This window comes from Cupriavidus sp. 2SB (genome assembly GCF_005503625.1).
Taxonomy (GTDB): domain Bacteria; phylum Pseudomonadota; class Gammaproteobacteria; order Burkholderiales; family Burkholderiaceae; genus Cupriavidus.
In genome coordinates this window covers 1-16325 of sequence record NZ_SCMX01000110.1, presented here as the reverse complement: position 1 = coordinate 16325, position 16325 = coordinate 1, and the positions used below count along the sequence as shown (strand labels likewise).

The window sequence follows — 16325 nt, the reverse complement described above, 5'->3', positions numbered from 1 at the left end:
ACGACTTTGCGCCGATGATAGTGCGGATACCCGTGTGAAAGTAGGTCATCGCCAGGCTCTTATGCCCCAAAACCCCTCGACAGCTAACGCTGCGAGGGGTTTTGTCTTTGGGTCTTCGGGTTTAACGTTGATACCGGGGTTGTTGTATTCCTGTTTTCAGGGTCCCGGAGCATTCCGGCCTCAATACGCTTCTGATAAGGTCCACTCTCAAGCGCTGTACCGAAATCAGCGCGATGCAGTCTGCAACAGGAAGTCGCGGTGCCGCATGGCCTGACGCATGTTGTTGAGATTTGGCTAGCGGGTGGGGAAACAGGGTTCAGGGGGTCTTATGGCCAAGGAGTTTAGGCCAGCACTGGCATGTGTTGCGGGTATCGTATTGCTCGCCGGCTGTGCCTCATCGGCATTGCCGCCAGTGGATCCGTCGAAGATGGCGGATATTTCAGATGGGAGTTGCAAGACGTTCGCGGTAAAAGCCGTGCCGATCACGGCTTCGGCCGCGGCGACACCCGATCCGTTGGCGCTCGCCAACCGGAGTGCGCCTTCTGACGTCGATGCGGAAGCTGGCGCGGATGGCGAAGCCGAAGCTGACGCCGAATTGGCGCAGCCCCTGGCGCAACTACCGCCATTTTCCCTGCTGGCGTCCTCAGGCCAGATGCAGTCGACCGGCTGGCAGCCCTGGAGGGTCAATCGGAACAAGACGCCCACGCGTTATAGCCTGACCGAACTGGACCAGCATACGGTCTTGCACGCACAGGCCGATGCGTCGGCGTCCGGTCTCTACGTCCCGCTGACCGAACGCGAAGCCCGAACGTTGCGTTGGCGCTGGAAGACGCGTGATGTGATCCGTGTTGCCGATAACGCGGTGAGTCATCGCGAGGATGCGCCGCTGCGAATTTTCGTGGCGTTCGACGGAGATCGCAGCAGTTTGCCGCTACGTGACCAGCTGATGTACGAAATGGCGCGCATCACCACGGGCCGTGAGATGCCCTATGCCACGCTGATGTACATCTGGGGTGGCCGTCGGCCGGAAGGCAGCATTCTGAACAATCCACACACCGATAGGGTGCGCATGATCGTCGTCGATTCGGGCACGCGCCACACGAATGAATGGCGATGCCATGAGCGGGATTTACGTGCCGACTATCGGAAGGCGTTCGGTTCGGATCCCGGCAAGATCCTGGCTGTCGGCTTGATGACCGATACCGATAATACAAAGAGTCGTGCCGAATCCTGGTACGGTGATATCGCAATCGACTAGTGCCTGCGAGGCGGACGACGGCCAGTATAGGCCGGCGTCCTTCCTCGGATCAGGCCGCAGGTAGCCACTTCTCCACAAGCTTCACGAAGAACGTCGAGCCAACCGGCAGCAATTCGTCGTTAAAGTCGTAGCTCGGGTTGTGCAGCATGCACGGGCCCATGCCGTGGCCAGCCTCTCGGTGTGAGCCTTCGCCATTGCCAATGAACAGGTAACAGCCCGGCTTCTCCTGAAGCATGAACGAGAAGTCTTCGGCGCCCATCGTCGGCTCTACGTTGCCATCGACGTTCGATGCGCCCACCAGTTCGCTCGCGATGCCCACGGCGAACTCGGCTTCTGCCGCGCTGTTGATGGTCGGCGGATAGTTGCGGCGGAATTCGAAGTCGATTGTGCAATCGAACGCCTGCGCCACGGCGCGCGACACTTCCTCCATGCGCCGCTCGATCAGATCGAGAACTTCCACAGTGAACGTCCGCACCGTGCCACCGAGCCAGACTTCGTTCGGCACGATGTTCGTGGCGTCCCCACCATGGAACTGCGTCACCGAGATCACGGCCGTATCGATCGGACGCTTGTTGCGCGTGATGATGCCCTGCAGTGCCGAGACGATTTGCGCGCCGGTGAACACCGGATCGCAACCGTTGTGAGGCATTGCGGCATGGGCGCCCTTGCCCCGCACCACGATCTTGAATTCATTGCTCGATGCCATGAGCGGACCGGCCGTCGTGCCGAACGAACCCACCGGCATGCCGGGCCAGTTGTGCATGCCGAACACGGCATCGCACGGGAAGCGTTCGAACAGGCCGTCCTTGATCATCTCGCGCGCGCCGCCACCGCCTTCTTCAGCAGGCTGGAAAATCAGATGTACCGTGCCGTCGAAGTTGCGATGCTCGGCCAGGTAGTGCGCGGCGCCAAGCAGCATCGCCGTGTGACCATCGTGACCACATGCGTGCATCTTGCCTTCGTGCTGCGAACGATGGCCGAACGTGTTGGCTTCCTGTAGCGGCAGGGCATCCATGTCAGCGCGTAGGCCGATCGAGCGGGTGCCGGTGCCGTTGCGCAGCACGCCCACCAGGCCGGTGGTACCCAGGCCGCGATGGACTTCGATGCCCCAGGATTCAAGATTCTTTGCTACGACATCGGCGGTGCGCTGCTCCTCGAAGCAGAGTTCCGGGTGAGCGTGTATATCGCGTCGGATGGCGCGGATTTCGGCTTGCGCCTGAAGGATTTCGGGAATGAGCTTCATGATGCCGTCGAGGCTGATCGGACATTTGCGATACCCCGATCATACGACGCCTATCGTAGAAGCGCCAAAACAAGGCCAGAGCGTCACGTTGACCGTAGAAACTGGTGCAGCGCCGCATCGGCGGGAAGCTGAGTGCGGGTGGGTTTCCCCGCATGGCGGCCACCGTCGCGTGCTGGAACAGTTCATGCTTGAAGTGCCCGGCCGGTTGCGCCCCGCGCTGCACGGTGGAACGCCGCACCAAAACGCGGCCTTTTCATCGTGATCACAGTGGGTGCGTGGCTGATCCATATTGTCATTTCAAGACATCCCTCCAGGGAGAATCGCACGATGTCCCTCAGCAACGTCAAGAAGGCGCTTGGCAAGAAGGCCGGCACGGTCATATTAGCTGGCGCTCTTGCCCTCGGCCTGTCAGCCCCTGCGCTCGCCGCCGATATCAAGATTGCCTTGAGTTCGCCGCCGACCTCGATGGACCCGCATTTCTACAACCTGTTCTCGAACATCAATGTGTCCGAGCACGTGTTCGATTCGCTGATCAAGCTCGATCCCGACAGCAAGATCGTGCCGGGGCTGGCGGAGTCGTGGAAGCTGGTGAACAACCTCACATGGGAGTTCAAGATCCGCAAGGGTGTGAAGTGGCACGATGGCACGGAACTGACCACCGAGGATGTGGTGTGGTCGCTCGATCGTCCGGCCACCATTCTCAACAGCCCAGGCAAGTTCGACGTCTACACCAAGGCGATCATCAACAAGAAGATCATCGACAAGTACACGATCCAGCTGACTACCAATCAGCCGTATCCGTTGATGCTGAATGACCTGACGTCGATCTTCATGGTGCAGAAGAAGGCCACGCAGGGTCTGACCTCTGATGACTTTGCGCAGGGCAAGGGGATGATCGGCACGGGTCCGTTCAAGTTCGTGAGCTATGCCCGCGACGATCGGGTGGAACTGGTTCGCAACCCCGACTACTGGGGTGCGAAGCCGGCCTGGGACAAGGTCACGCTGCGCTTCATCCCGAACCCGGCCACGCGCCTGGCCGCGCTGCTTTCCGGCGATGTGCAGGCCATCGAGAACGTGCCGACCCCGGACCTGCCGAAGGTTCGCAACGATCCCAAGCTGCAGTTCTTCTCGAAGATCTCGCATCGCGTGATCTACCTGTACTTCGATGCCAAGCGTGACAAGTCGCCGTTTGTCACGACGAAGGAAGGCCAGCCGATGGACAAGAACCCGCTGAAGGATGCGCGGGTGCGTATTGCCATCAGCACGGCTATCAACCGGCAGGGCATCAAGGACCGGCTGATGGAAGGCTTGTCCGAGCCGACGAACAACCTCGTGCCGCCCACGCTGTTCGGCTACAACCCGGCTTTGAAGACGCTGAAGTACGACCCGGAAGCCGCCAAGAAGATGCTGGCTGACGCTGGCTATCCGAACGGCTTCGGCATCACGCTGCACACGCCGAACAACCGCTATGTGAACGACGAGAAGATTGCACAGACCATCGCGCAGAATCTGACGCGCATCGGCATCAATACGAAGGTGGAAGGCATGCCGATGGCCACGTACTCGTCGAAGGGTATCAAGCACGAGTGGTCGTTCGGACTGCTTGGCTGGGGTGCACAGACCGGCGAAGTCAGCTCGCCGCTGCGCGCGCTGCTGGCCTGCGAGGACTCGAAGAAGGGCTTCGGCACCACCAACTGGGGCGAGTACTGCAATCCGAAGATGGACCCCGTGCTGGAAAAGGCGCTGGCCACCGTGGATGACGCGGAGCGTTCGAAGTTGCTCCAGGAAGCCACGGCCATTGCAGTGCTGGACGGCGGCATCATTCCCATCCACCATCAGGTGACGACATGGGCGACGCAGAAGGGCATCACGTACGTGCCGCGTACCGACGAGCGCACCTACGCGCACCTCTTCAAGCCGCAGCAGTAAGTGGCCGCAGAAAATGGCAGCGCTAAGTAGATAGTCGCAAAATCGGAGCCGGCGCAGCAGCCGGCCGGCTCCGGTATCATCGCGGCCCCGGCCCGCCAGAATGGCCGGGCGTACTGCCCACGACATCCCCCGTGGGTCGCGAACCCGCTGGCCGTGCCATGGCACACCGGCGAAAGGATAGCGTCTGAAACATGCTGGTTTTCATCATCCGGCGACTGATGCAGAGCGTGATCGTGCTGCTGGTCATGTCGTTGCTCGTCTTTCTCGGCGTGTTTGCGATCGGCAATCCGGTCGACATCCTGATCAGCCCGCAGGCCGACCAGGAAGACATCAAGCGCACCATTGCCGCGCTCGGTCTCGACAAGCCACTATGGGAGCAGTACTGGATCTTCCTGCAGAACGCGCTGCACGGAAATCTGGGAACATCATTCGCCCATGGCACCCCAGCGCTCAAGCTGATTTTCGAACGCATGCCGGCCACGATGGAGCTGGCCATCTGCGCGATCCTTCTCGCTATCGTGCTCGGTATTCCGCTGGGACTGTGGGCCGGACTGCGGCCGAATGGCGTGGCGGGCAAGACCATCATGACCGTGTCGATTCTCGGCTTCTCGCTGCCCACGTTCTGGGTGGGCCTGATGCTGATCATGGTGTTTGCCGTGCAGCTCGGCTGGCTGCCGTCGAACGGACGCGGCGAGACGGTACGGGTGCTCGGCATGTCGCTGAGTTTCCTGACGCTGGATGGCATCCGGCACCTGATCCTGCCCGCCATCACGCTGTCGCTGCTCAATATCGCGATGGTGATCCGGCTCACGCGGGCTGGCACGCAGGAGGCGATGCTGCAGGACTACGTGAAGTTCGCGCGCGCCAAGGGGCTGTCGAACACGCGCATCGTTGGCGTACACGTGCTCAAGAACATCCTGATTCCCATTGTCACGGTGATCGCGCTGCAGTTCGGTTCGATCATCGCGTTCGCCATCGTCACCGAATCGATCTTTGCATGGCCCGGCATGGGCAAGCTGATCATCGATTCGATCCAGTTGCTGGACCGCCCAGTGATCGTCGCGTACCTGATGGTCATCGTGACCCTGTTCATCCTGATCAACCTGCTTGTGGACATCGTCTACAGCATGCTCGATCCGCGCGTGCGCATCGCTGACAACAAGGGCTGAGCCATGAGCACTCCGACCGTACCCGATGCCGCCGCCACGCCAGTGGCCGCCGTGAAGGAGCAGACCCCGTTCCGCCGCTTCGCGCGGCAGTTCCTGGAGAGCAAGCTGGCGGTGCTGGGCCTTGTCACGCTGATCGTGCTGCTGCTGATTGCGATCTTCGCGCCATGGCTGGCGCCGCAGAATCCGTACGACCTCGCCACGCTCGATGTGCTCGATGCGCGCATGGCACCGGGCGAACAGTCCGGCATGGGCATGACCTTCCTGATGGGTTCCGACGAACAGGGCCGCGATATGTTGTCGGCCGTGATGTACGGCCTGCGTATCAGTGTGGGCGTGGGTGTGGTGAGCACGGTGATCGCCCTGCTGATCGGCGCGACACTGGGTCTGCTGGCCGGTTTTCTCGGCGGCCGCACGGAAGTGTTCATCATGCGCGTGGCCGACCTGCAGCTTTCGTTTCCGCCAATCCTGCTGGCGCTGATCCTTCTGGCATTCCTGCGGCCCGGCATTGGCAATATCGTGATCGCGCTGGTGGCCGTGCAGTGGGCTTACTACGCGCGTACTACGCGCAGCGCGGCGCTGGTGGAGCGGCGCAAGGAATATATCGAGGCGGCCACGTGCCTGGGGCTGCCCCCGCGTCGCATCATGTTCCGGCATTTGCTGCCGAACTGCCTGCCGCCGCTGATCGTGATTGCTGCGCTGCAGGTGGCATCCGCCATCACCCTCGAAGCCACGCTGTCGTTCTTGGGGCTGGGCGTGCCGGTGACGGAACCGTCGCTGGGCATGCTGATCGCCAACGGCCAGCAGTACATGCTGTCGGGCAAGTACTGGATCAGTTTCTTCCCGGGCATCGCACTGGTGATCACCATCGTGGCGATGAACCTCGTGGCCGACCAGTTGCGCGATGTGCTGAACCCGCGCCTGCAAACGCAATGATCGAACGGGAGCCAACATGACGCAGCCGACTCTCGTCGTTGAAAACCTGAAGACGCAGTTCTTCACACGCGCCGGCGTGGCCAAGGCCGTGGACGATGTGTCGTTCACGGTGGGACGCGGCGAAATCATGGGACTGGTCGGGGAATCGGGTTCTGGCAAATCCATGACCGGGTACTCGATCATGGGATTGATCGATCCACCGGGCAAGGTCGTCGATGGTCGCATCGCGCTGACCAGCCGCGACGGTGTCACGCGCGACCTGCGCACGCTCACTGCCGCGCAGCAACGCGATGTGCGCGGCAATCGCATCGCCATGATCTTTCAAGATCCGATGATGACGCTGAACCCGGTCCTGCGGATCGACACGCAGATGATCGAGGCCGTGCGTGCCCATGACAACGTCAGCAAGGCCGCGGCCCGCGAGCGCGCTCGCAATGCGCTGGCACGCGTAGGCATTCCGTCGCCCGACGAGCGGTTACTGGCCTATCCGCATCAGTTCTCTGGCGGCATGCGGCAACGCGTGGCCATCGCCATCGCGCTGCTGAACAAGCCGGACCTGATCATCGCCGACGAACCCACCACGGCACTCGACGTGACGATCCAGGGCCAGATCCTTTACGAGATGCAGACGCTGTGTCGCGAGTCGGGCACCGCGCTGATCTGGATCACGCATGACCTGTCCGTGGTGGCCGGTCTCGCGGACAAGGTGTGTGTGATGTACGCCGGCAAGATCGTGGAATCGGGCGATGTGCGACAGGTGCTGGAGCGTCCTGGGCATCCATACACGCATGGGCTGATCGGCTCGGCGCCATCGCGCAATCCACGCGGTACGCCACTGCGGCAGATCCCGGGCATGACGCCGTCGCTTCTGAACCTGCCGGGCGGCTGCTCGTTCCGCAATCGTTGTCCCTACGCCACGGAAATCTGCAAGACCGATCCGCCGCTCGATACCTCGCCCGATGGTCGTCAGCTACGCTGCTTCCATCCGGTCCATGCCCAGCAGGAGGCTGCATGAGCACGCCGGTGATCGATACCCCCAATGCCGCAGTGGCTGTACCGAACGCGGAGAGCAGCATGCCGCCGGCGCCGCTGCTGGAACTGCGCAGCGTGTCGAAGCGTTTCGTGAAGTCGCTCGATGTGGCCGCGAAGATCGCCAACGTCTTCGGCGCAAAGCAGAAGATGGAAGTGGTGCACGCCGTGGACAAGGTGGACCTGGCGATCCGTACCGGCGAAGTCGTCGGGCTGGTGGGCGAGTCGGGCTGCGGCAAGTCCACGCTCGGACGCATGGCCGTGGGCCTGCATTCGTTGACCGAAGGCGAGCGCTTCTGGCGCGGCACCGATCTCGATCGGTTGCCACCGGAGAAGAAACGCGAGCGGCAACTGGCGATCCAGATGATTTTCCAGGACCCTTACGCGTCGTTGAATCCGCGCCTGCGCGTGCTCGATATCGTCGGCGAGGCGCCGGTCGTGCATGGCATGGTCGACAAGAATGCGCAGCAGGCGTACGTGGAAGACATGCTCGTGCGCGTGGGGATGGACCCCACTGTGCTGCGGCGTTTTCCGCACCAGTTCTCGGGTGGTCAGCGGGCACGTATTGGCATTGCACGCGCACTGGCTGTGAAGCCGGAATTTCTGGTGTGCGATGAATCGGTGGCAGCGCTCGACGTATCGATCCAGGCCCAGGTGCTGAACCTGTTCATGCGCCTGCGTGAAGAACTGAACCTGACCTATCTCTTCATCAGCCACGATCTCGGCGTGGTCAAGCACATCAGCGACCGCGTGATGATCATGTACCTGGGGCGTGTGGTGGAGTCAGCGCCCACTGAGCAGGTGTTTTCGTCACCCAACCATCCGTACACGCAGGCACTGCTGGCCGAGGCACCGAAGCTGGAGGTTGGCAAGAAGACGTATGGGGCGATTCGCGGAGAAATCCCGTCGCCTCTGAATCCGCCGATGGGTTGTCACTTCCATCCACGCTGCCCGCACGCCATGCCGCGTTGCAGGGAGGAGCAACCGATGCTGAAGGAGATCGCGCCGATGCGGTGGTCGGCTTGTCATTTGAATGATGCCGCCTAGTCTCCCTGTCGGTGTTCTCCCCTCTCCCGCGTAGTGGGAGAGGGGAGCAAGCCAGACGAAGCGGTAGAGCACTACCGAATCACCGCACCCTTCGAATTAATGATCGTCATCTCCACGAACTTCGACCCGACGTGGTTGTCTGGTCCGAACTGGACGATGTAGCCGCCGAGGTCTACATTGCGCATGCTTTCCATGGCGGTGACAAAGCGTTCGCGGGTCAAGTCCTTGCCCGCGCGGCGCAATCCTTCCACGAATGCCTTGGCGGCGATGAAGCCTTCGATACTGGCGTAGTCGAACTCGTTCGATTTGCCGGCGGCCTGCAGCAGGCGCAGGTATTCGCGCACCACCGGCAGCGTGGCGTTGCCCGGATGCGGCATCACCTGCGAGATGATCACACCGCTGCCTTGCGGGCCCACTTCGCGGGCCAGTGCCTGCGTGCCGACGAACGACACGTTGTAGAACTGGCCACTGTAGCCCCGGCGCAGCGCTTCCTTCACGAAAGCGCCCACGGTGCGGTAGGCGCTGATCAGCACTACGGCATCGGGCTTGGCCTTCATCGCGCCCTGCATGGCGTCGCCGATCTCGACGGTGTTGCGGATCACGCTTTCCTGCGCCACCAGCTTCACACCGCTGTCGGCCGGCAGCGTCTTGATGGCGTGCTCGATGCCCGAGATGCCAGCGCGGCCATAGGCGTCGTCGTTGTAGACCACGGCGATGCGCTTGAGCCCGGTGGTGCGGATCTGGCGCACGATGGCAGCAGTTTCCTCGTCGTAGCCGGCGCGCACGTGGAACACATAGCGGCTGTGCGGCTCGCGCAGCGATTGCGCGCCCGTGAAGGGCGCGAAGAACGGGATGCGCATGTGATTGACCAGCGGCAGCACGGCCTGGCTCGTCGGCGTGCCCACGTAGCCGAACAGCGCGAAGACGCGCTCTTCCTCGATCAGCTTCCTGGTGTTCTTGATGGCCTCGTCGGGCTCGTACATGTCGTCGAGCGCCTTAAGCTCGATCTTGCGTCCGAACACGCCGCCCTGGCTGTTGATGTGGTCGAAGTACAGGCGCGCGCCCGCGTTCATCTGCTTGCCGAGCACTGCGGTGGAGCCCGTCAGCGCGGCCGACTGGCCCAGTACGATGGTGTCGGCCGTCACCCCGGTTTCCCCGGCGGCAGTGTTGACGCCCAGCGCGGCACCCGATACGCCGCATGCCGCGATGGCGGACGCCACCATCACGCCGACCATCAGCTGCCGGCGCTTGACCCCTGTCTTGAAACCCATGTAAATCCCCGTCAAAAAAATCCGTACAACGTTCTGATTGATTCTGATGTTCTGTGCTGCTGGCGGACCCGCATCCCTTGTCCGGTCTTGTGCCGATACGGGCTTCCGACCGAGGGCCGGACTGCGCCGGCACATCATAATCGAATACAATCGGAGCCAAACAAATTCCCCGGTCCGGCAGGTTTTCGCCGACGCAGTGGCGCCACAGTCACGCCGTTGACACGCGCCCGGCCTGCTGTCTTTTCTGCCCGTACCGGGTGCCCCAGCCTGAATTACCTCTGATCGCCATGGCCCCCCGCATCGTTCGTGCCGCCTGTCCCCATGATTGCCCCGATACCTGTGCATTGCTCGTCACCGTGGAGGACGGGCGCGCGATCAAGGTGGCCGGTGATCCAGACCATCCCGGCACGCAAGGGGTGCTTTGCACGAAGGTGTCGCGCTATACCGAACGCACCTATCATCCAAATCGTGTGTTGACGCCGCTGCGCCGCGTGGGCCGCAAGGGCGAGGGCAAGTTCGAATCGGTGTCGTGGGACGAGGCACTCGACGAAATCGCCGCGCGGCTGTCAGCCATCGCGGCGCGCAATCCGGAAGCCATCGTGCCGTACAGCTACGCCGGTACGATGGGACTGGTGCAGGGCGAGAGTATGGCGGCGCGCTTCTTCCACAAGCTCGGTGCGTCGCTGCTGGATCGCACGATCTGCGCCAGCGCAGGGGCCACGGCGCTCAAGTACACCTATGGCGCGAGCGTCGGGATGGACATGGAGCATGTGGTCGACGCCAAGCTGGTGATCATCTGGGGCGGCAATCCGATCGCATCGAACCTGCACCTGTGGACGCGTGTGCAGGAAGCCAAGCGTCGCGGCGCCACGCTGGTAGCCATCGATCCGTATCGCTCGCTGACCGCCGAGAAGTGCCATCGCCACATTGCGCCGATGCCGGGCACGGATGGCGCGTTGGCGCTGGCGATGATCCACATCCTGATTCGCGACGACTTGCTCGATCACGACTACATCGCGCAGCATACGGTGGGCTTCGACGCGCTGCGCGAGCGCGCGATGGAATTTCCGCCCGCCCGCGCCGCCGAGATCTGCGGTGTGCCGGTGGAAGATATCGAGTGGCTGGCCGGCCTCTACGGCAATCTGGCCGTGCGCGAGCGCCAGCCCGTGGCGATCCGTATGAACTACGGCATGCAGCGCGTGCGCGGCGGTGGCCAGGCGGTGCGCGCGGTCGCGAGCTTGCCGTCCCTGGTGGGCGCATGGCGCCAGGCAGCTGGCGGCCTGCAGTTGTCGACGTCCGGCTTCTTCCCGATCGATCACGAGACGCTGCAGCGTCCGGACCTGCTGCCGAACTGGCCCAGCCAGCCGCGCACCGTGAACATGAGCACGATCGGCGACGCCCTGCTCGATGATGGCACCACCGGCAAGGGTCCGAAGATCGAGGCCGTGGTGGTCTACAACAGCAACCCCGTGGCCGTGGCACCGGAGTCGGTGAAGGTGGCCGAAGGCTTCGCACGGGAAGACCTGTTCACGGTGGTGCTGGAACACTTCCGCACCGATACGGCGGACCACGCCGATTTCGTGCTGCCGGCCACGACGCAGCTCGAACACGTCGATGTGCACAAGGCCTACGGCCACACGTACTTCCTGGCCAACAACCAGGCCGTGGAGCCGCTGGGCCAGGCGCTGCCGAACACGGAGATTTTCCGACGGCTGGCGGCGCGCATGGGCTTCACCGAGCCGTGTTTTGCCGATAGCGACGAGACCATCGCCAGCCAGGCCATCCTGCGCGAAGACAAGCGTGCGGCGGGCATCAGCTGGGAGTCTCTCAAGGAGCAGGGCTGGCAGAAGCTGAGTGTCGGCGCCGCGCCGTTCGCTGACGGTAATTTCCCGACGCCATCCGGCAAGTGCGAGTTCTATTCGGAGGCGATGGCGCGTGACGGCCTGGACCCCGTGCCGGCCTATGTGCCGCCGTACGAAGCGCCGTCGTCCGCCCCGGAACTCGCCGCGCGCTATCCGCTGGCGATGATCTCGCCGCCGGCGCGCAACTTCCTCAACAGCTCGTTCGTCAATGTGGATAGCCTGCGTGCCACCGAGGGCGAGCCGCATCTTGACATCCACCCGGACGACGCCGCCGCACGCGGCATCGTCCACGGCGCGATGGTGCGGGCGTATAACGACCGCGGCAGCATGCAGGCGCGCGCCCGCGTGACGGATCGCGCCAAGCGCGGGCTGGTCGTGGGCCTGTCGATCTGGTGGAAGAAGCTGGCGCCGGATGGCAAGAACGCCAACGAACTGACCAGCCAGCGCCTCACCGACATGGGCCGCGCGCCGGTCTTCTACGACTGCCTCGTCGAAGTGGAGGCGGTCCCCTCGGAGGCATTGGCATCATGATCCGTTGGCCGGCCCGCCGGCGCCTGGCGGGTATCGTCGCGATACTCGCCCTGGGCGCACTGGCGGCCGGCTGCGACACGATCGGCTACTACTATCAGTCGATCGGTGGTCACCTGGGCGTGATGGCTTCGGCCAAGCCCATCGACGACGCCATCGCCACGGCCAATGGCGCCAACGACGCCCGGCTCGCCCAACGGCTCGAACTGGCGCGCCGCATCCGCGACTACGCCTCACGCGAACTGAAGCTCCCCGACAACGGCAGCTATCGCCGCTACGCCAATCTGCACCGGCCCTATGTGGTCTGGAGCGTCTTCGCCACGCCCGAACTGTCGATGGACCTGCGCAAGTGGTGCTTCCCGGTGGTCGGGTGCATCACCTATCGCGGTTACTACGACCAGAACGATGCCGAGCATTACGCGAAGGGTTTGCGCGGTGAAGGCTTCGAGGCCTACGTGGCAGGCATCCCGGCCTACTCGACGCTCGGCTATTTCGACGATCCGCTGCTGAACACTTTTGTCTACCAGCCCGAGGGCGAACTGGCGCGGCTGATCTTCCACGAACTGGCGCATCAGGTGGTCTACGTGCGCAACGACACCGCGTTCAACGAGTCGTTTGCCACGGCGGTGGAGGCCGCTGGCGTAGAGCGCTGGCTGGCGCAGGAAGGTTCGGCCGATGCACGTGCGAGCTACCGGATCTACGATGGCCGGCGCCGCCAGTTCCGGGCGATGCTGCTCGATACGCGCGACAAGCTCGTGAAGCTGTACAAATCCCCGCTGGACGATGCCGCCAAGCGCCAGGGCAAGGCGCGCATCTTCGAAGAACTGCGTGACGAGTATGGAACGCTGAAAGTGGAGTGGGCCGGCTACACCGGCTACGACCGCTGGTTCGACCAGCCGCTGACCAACGCCCACCTGGCCGCCGTGGCCACTTACCAGCAATGGGTGCCCGCGTTCACGGCGCTGCTCGCGCAATCCGGCGGCGACTGGGATCGCTTCTACGCCGCAGCACGCCAGATCGGCGACCTTCCGCCTGCCGAGCGCGATGCCGCACTGCGCAAGCTGGCACCTCCGGCCACGGAGGTCACGCCGTTGACAGCGGGACAGTCCGGCACTCCTGCCGCGCGGCCCTGAACAACGCTCTGCCCATCCCCTGAATCGCGGGAGTTTCCCGATGGTGGCGAGCGCAGTGCGTGCGAGAATGTCGCCTATGTCTCATGCCCCGAGAAAACCCGGCCACACGCCGCGCGCCACCATTGCCGCCACCCTGAGCGAGGACGGTCCGGCGCGCTCGCACGTTGCCGAACGCCAGGAAGCGCGCCGACGCCAGATCCTTGATACCGCCGCGCAGCTTTTCTACACGAAAGGCTACCCGGGCATGACGATGAACGACCTGTGTCGGGCGCTGGGTGTCACCAAGCCCGCGGTCTATTACTACTTCTCGGACAAGTACGAGATCTTCGACATCCTGTGCCGCGAATCGGCGCAAACCTGCCTGCCTGTGATTCGCGAGACGGCCGATCCGTCCCTGCCGGTGCGCGAGCGCCTGCATGCCTGCCTGCTGGAGATGGCGAGGCGCTGCGTCAAATGCCACGTGGCAGCGGCGTTGAGCTTCCGCGACAACCAGTACCTGCAGCCAGAGACAGTGGACTGGCTCAACAGCATGGCCCGCGATTTCTACCGCGACCTGTATGGCCTGCTTGAAGAAGGGCGCGCGGCTGGCGTGTTCGCCTTCGGCGATGCGCGCGTGACAGCCCATTCCATGGGCGGCGTGATCGGCTTCATGTACACCTGGCACGAACCGGATCGCATGGACCCTGAAACGCTGGCGGTAGAGCTGGCGCAGAACATGATGAAGCTGGTGTTGCCGGCCTGATTGATCGCGGCCAATCGTAGCAAAGATCGTCAGGGTATTCCCTCGAATGGATGGCTGCGTGACGCATAATCCACGATTTCCGCGATCGAATTCGTGGAGGACTTCGTCTAACGGGTTGTCTTTACATGGGGCAGGCGTTTAGCATTCCCAAAAAATCGAACGACCATTCAGAAAATTCAGGAGACGGTATGGAAAAGCTGTGGCTGAAACATTATCCGGCAGGCGTACCGGCAGAGATCGACGCCAGCCAGTTCCGTTCGCTGGCCCAGTTGCTCGAGGAATCGTTCCGTACCTACGCTGATCGCCGTGCATTCATCTGCATGGACAAGGCCATCACCTACGGCGAACTGGACGCGCTCTCGCGGCACTTCGCGGCGTGGCTCCAGGCACGTGGCCTGCGCGCCGGTGCCCGCGTGGCCATCATGATGCCGAACGTGCTGCAGTATCCGGTGGTGCTGGCCGCTGTGCTGCGCGCCGGGTACGTGGTGGTCAACGTCAATCCGCTCTACACGCCGCGTGAACTGGAACACCAGTTGAAGGACAGCGGCGCAGAAGCCATCGTCATCCTGGAGAACTTTGCTTCCACGCTGCAGGCTGTGCTGCCTGCCACGCCAGTCAAGCACATCGTGGTGGCCAGCATGGGCGACATGCTGGGCGGGCTGAAGGGTGCCATCGTCAATTTCGTGGTGCGCAACGTCAAGAAGATGGTGCCGGCGTGGGAGTTGCCCACCTGCGTGCGCTTCAACGATGTGCTGGCCGAAGGCCGCAGCATGGAACTGAAGCCGGTCAGCACCGGTCCGGACGACATCGCCTTTCTCCAGTACACGGGCGGCACGACAGGGGTATCGAAAGGCGCCGTGCTGCTGCACCGGAATATCGTGTCGAACGTGCTGCAGTCCGAAGCATGGATGCAACCGGCGCTGGCCAAGGGTGCGCACATCGACCAGGTCATCACGATCACGGCGCTGCCGCTGTATCACATCTTCGCGCTGACGGTCTGCTGCCTGCTGGGCATGCGGAGCGGCGGCCTGAGCATCCTGATTCCGAATCCGCGCGATATCCCGGGTTTCATCAAGGAGCTGCAGAAGTACAAGTTCAACATGTTCCCGGCTGTGAACACGCTCTACAACGCGCTGCTGAACCATCCCGATTTCAGCAAGGTCGATTGCTCCGGCCTGCGCGTGGCCAACGGTGGTGGCATGGCCGTGCAGGAAGCCGTGGCAAAGAACTGGCTGGCCAAGACCGGCTGCCCGATCATCGAGGGATACGGCCTGTCCGAGACATCGCCATCGGCCACCTGCAACCCGACCGATACCGACGCCTTCTCTGGCACCATCGGCTTGCCGCTGCCGTCCACCGAAGTGTCGATCCGCGACGACGACGGCAACGAACTGCCACTCGGCCAGCCCGGCGAGATCTGCCTGCGCGGCCCGCAGGTGATGGCCGGCTACTGGAACCGTCCGGACGAGACCGCCAAGGTCATGACTCCGGACGGCTTCTTCAAGACCGGCGACATCGGCGTGATGGACGAGCGGGGCTACACGAAGATTGTCGACCGCAAGAAGGACATGATCCTGGTCTCGGGCTTCAACGTGTATCCGAACGAGGTAGAAGGCGTGGTGGCGGAATGCCCGGGCGTGCTGGAAGTGGCAGCCGTCGGTGTGCCGGACCAGCACTCGGGCGAGGTGGTCAAGCTGTTCGTGGTTAAGAAAGATCCGGCCCTGTCAGAAGCCGACGTGATCGCCTTCTGCAAGGAGCGGCTCACGGGCTACAAGCGACCCAAGTACGTGGAATTCCGCACTGAGCTGCCGAAGACTAACGTTGGGAAGATTTTGCGGAGGGAACTGCGGGATAGTCGGAAGGCGGCTTAAGCTTTCTCTCTTCCGGGTGGTTGTTCCCCTCTCCCGCTGCGCGGGAGAGGGGAGGACACTATCAGTAGCAAGACCCCTCAACACTCATTCGACGGCGCCATCTGCGGCTGCGTCTGCCCATCCGGATAGATCAGCCGCACACATACACCCGGCTCCAGCCCCTGCGCCGCAGGCGCGTCCACCTGGGCCAGCGTCCCATCGTTGGCCTTCACCTTGTAGCGGTACAGATCGATTTGCTGCGGCGGCGCCGGACGGCTGAAGAGTCGCGTGAGGTCCACCGACACCCCCACGCCGCCACCGCCACCCCCTC

13 protein-coding genes and 1 pseudogene are annotated in these 16325 nt (G+C 63.0%); 11 read left to right on the top strand and 3 right to left on the bottom strand.

Annotated features, from left to right (window positions below; genetic code table 11):
* The first annotated feature begins 427 nt into the window (after positions 1–427).
* Entirely contained in the window at positions 428–1258 is an 831-nt protein-coding gene (locus tag FFS21_RS29715) for a DUF3047 domain-containing protein (RefSeq protein ID WP_502705209.1), read from the top strand.
* Positions 1259–1307: 49 nt separating this feature from the next.
* Here FFS21_RS29715 and FFS21_RS29710 read toward each other — a convergent pair whose 3' ends face one another.
* On the bottom strand, positions 1308–2501 hold the full coding sequence (locus FFS21_RS29710) for a M20 aminoacylase family protein (protein ID WP_137928249.1): 1194 nt from the start codon (positions 2499–2501) through the stop codon (positions 1308–1310).
* Here FFS21_RS29710 and FFS21_RS29705 point away from each other — a divergent pair.
* The 6 genes from FFS21_RS29705 (at position 2491) to FFS21_RS29680 (ending at position 8608) form a co-directional block, all read left to right on the top strand.
* Positions 2491–2763: a hypothetical protein gene (locus tag FFS21_RS29705; RefSeq protein WP_137928248.1), complete on the top strand. Its 273-nt coding sequence runs from the start codon at positions 2491–2493 to the stop codon at positions 2761–2763. The genes FFS21_RS29710 and FFS21_RS29705 overlap by 11 nt on opposite strands.
* 65 nt (positions 2764–2828) lie before the next feature.
* The gene (locus tag FFS21_RS29700) at positions 2829–4430 is read left to right on the top strand and encodes an ABC transporter substrate-binding protein (RefSeq protein ID WP_137928247.1); all 1602 of its coding nucleotides are present in this window, start codon (positions 2829–2831) and stop codon (positions 4428–4430) included.
* A 191-nt stretch (positions 4431–4621) separates the two neighbouring features.
* Positions 4622–5599 carry an ABC transporter permease gene (locus tag FFS21_RS29695; protein ID WP_137928246.1) on the top strand — a complete coding sequence of 326 codons (978 nt, stop codon included), beginning with the start codon at positions 4622–4624 and terminating at the stop codon, positions 5597–5599.
* 3 nt (positions 5600–5602) lie between these two features.
* Entirely contained in the window at positions 5603–6532 is a 930-nt protein-coding gene (locus FFS21_RS29690) for an ABC transporter permease (protein ID WP_137928245.1), read from the top strand.
* A 16-nt stretch (positions 6533–6548) separates the two neighbouring features.
* The gene (locus FFS21_RS29685) at positions 6549–7547 is read left to right on the top strand and encodes an ABC transporter ATP-binding protein (RefSeq protein ID WP_137928244.1); all 999 of its coding nucleotides are present in this window, start codon (positions 6549–6551) and stop codon (positions 7545–7547) included.
* Positions 7544–8608, top strand: coding sequence for an ABC transporter ATP-binding protein (locus FFS21_RS29680; RefSeq protein WP_137928243.1), 1065 nt, complete (start codon positions 7544–7546; stop codon positions 8606–8608). Before FFS21_RS29685 ends, FFS21_RS29680 begins: the two co-directional genes overlap by 4 nt.
* 71 nt (positions 8609–8679) lie before the next feature.
* On the opposite strand, the gene FFS21_RS29675 is transcribed toward FFS21_RS29680, so the two are convergent.
* Entirely contained in the window at positions 8680–9879 is a 1200-nt protein-coding gene (locus FFS21_RS29675) for an ABC transporter substrate-binding protein (RefSeq protein WP_137928242.1), read from the bottom strand.
* A gap of 287 nt (positions 9880–10166) precedes the next feature.
* On the opposite strand from FFS21_RS29675, the gene FFS21_RS29670 reads away from it, so the two are divergent.
* The 4 genes from FFS21_RS29670 to FFS21_RS29655 all read left to right on the top strand — a co-directional run bounded on the left by FFS21_RS29670 (position 10167) and on the right by FFS21_RS29655 (position 16015).
* Complete coding sequence (locus FFS21_RS29670) at positions 10167–12272, top strand: molybdopterin-containing oxidoreductase family protein (protein ID WP_137928241.1); 2106 nt, start codon at positions 10167–10169, stop codon at positions 12270–12272.
* Entirely contained in the window at positions 12269–13402 is a 1134-nt protein-coding gene (locus FFS21_RS29665; protein WP_137928240.1) for an aminopeptidase, read from the top strand. Before FFS21_RS29670 ends, FFS21_RS29665 begins: the two co-directional genes overlap by 4 nt.
* Positions 13403–13478: 76 nt before the next feature.
* Positions 13479–14144: a TetR/AcrR family transcriptional regulator gene (locus FFS21_RS29660; RefSeq protein WP_212745279.1), complete on the top strand. Its 666-nt coding sequence runs from the start codon at positions 13479–13481 to the stop codon at positions 14142–14144.
* A 188-nt stretch (positions 14145–14332) separates the two neighbouring features.
* Complete coding sequence (locus FFS21_RS29655) at positions 14333–16015, top strand: long-chain fatty acid--CoA ligase (RefSeq protein WP_137928238.1); 1683 nt, start codon at positions 14333–14335, stop codon at positions 16013–16015.
* A 77-nt stretch (positions 16016–16092) separates the two neighbouring features.
* Here FFS21_RS29655 and FFS21_RS29650 read toward each other — a convergent pair.
* Positions 16093–16325: pseudogene (locus FFS21_RS29650) on the bottom strand (hypothetical protein); the annotation flags it as partial.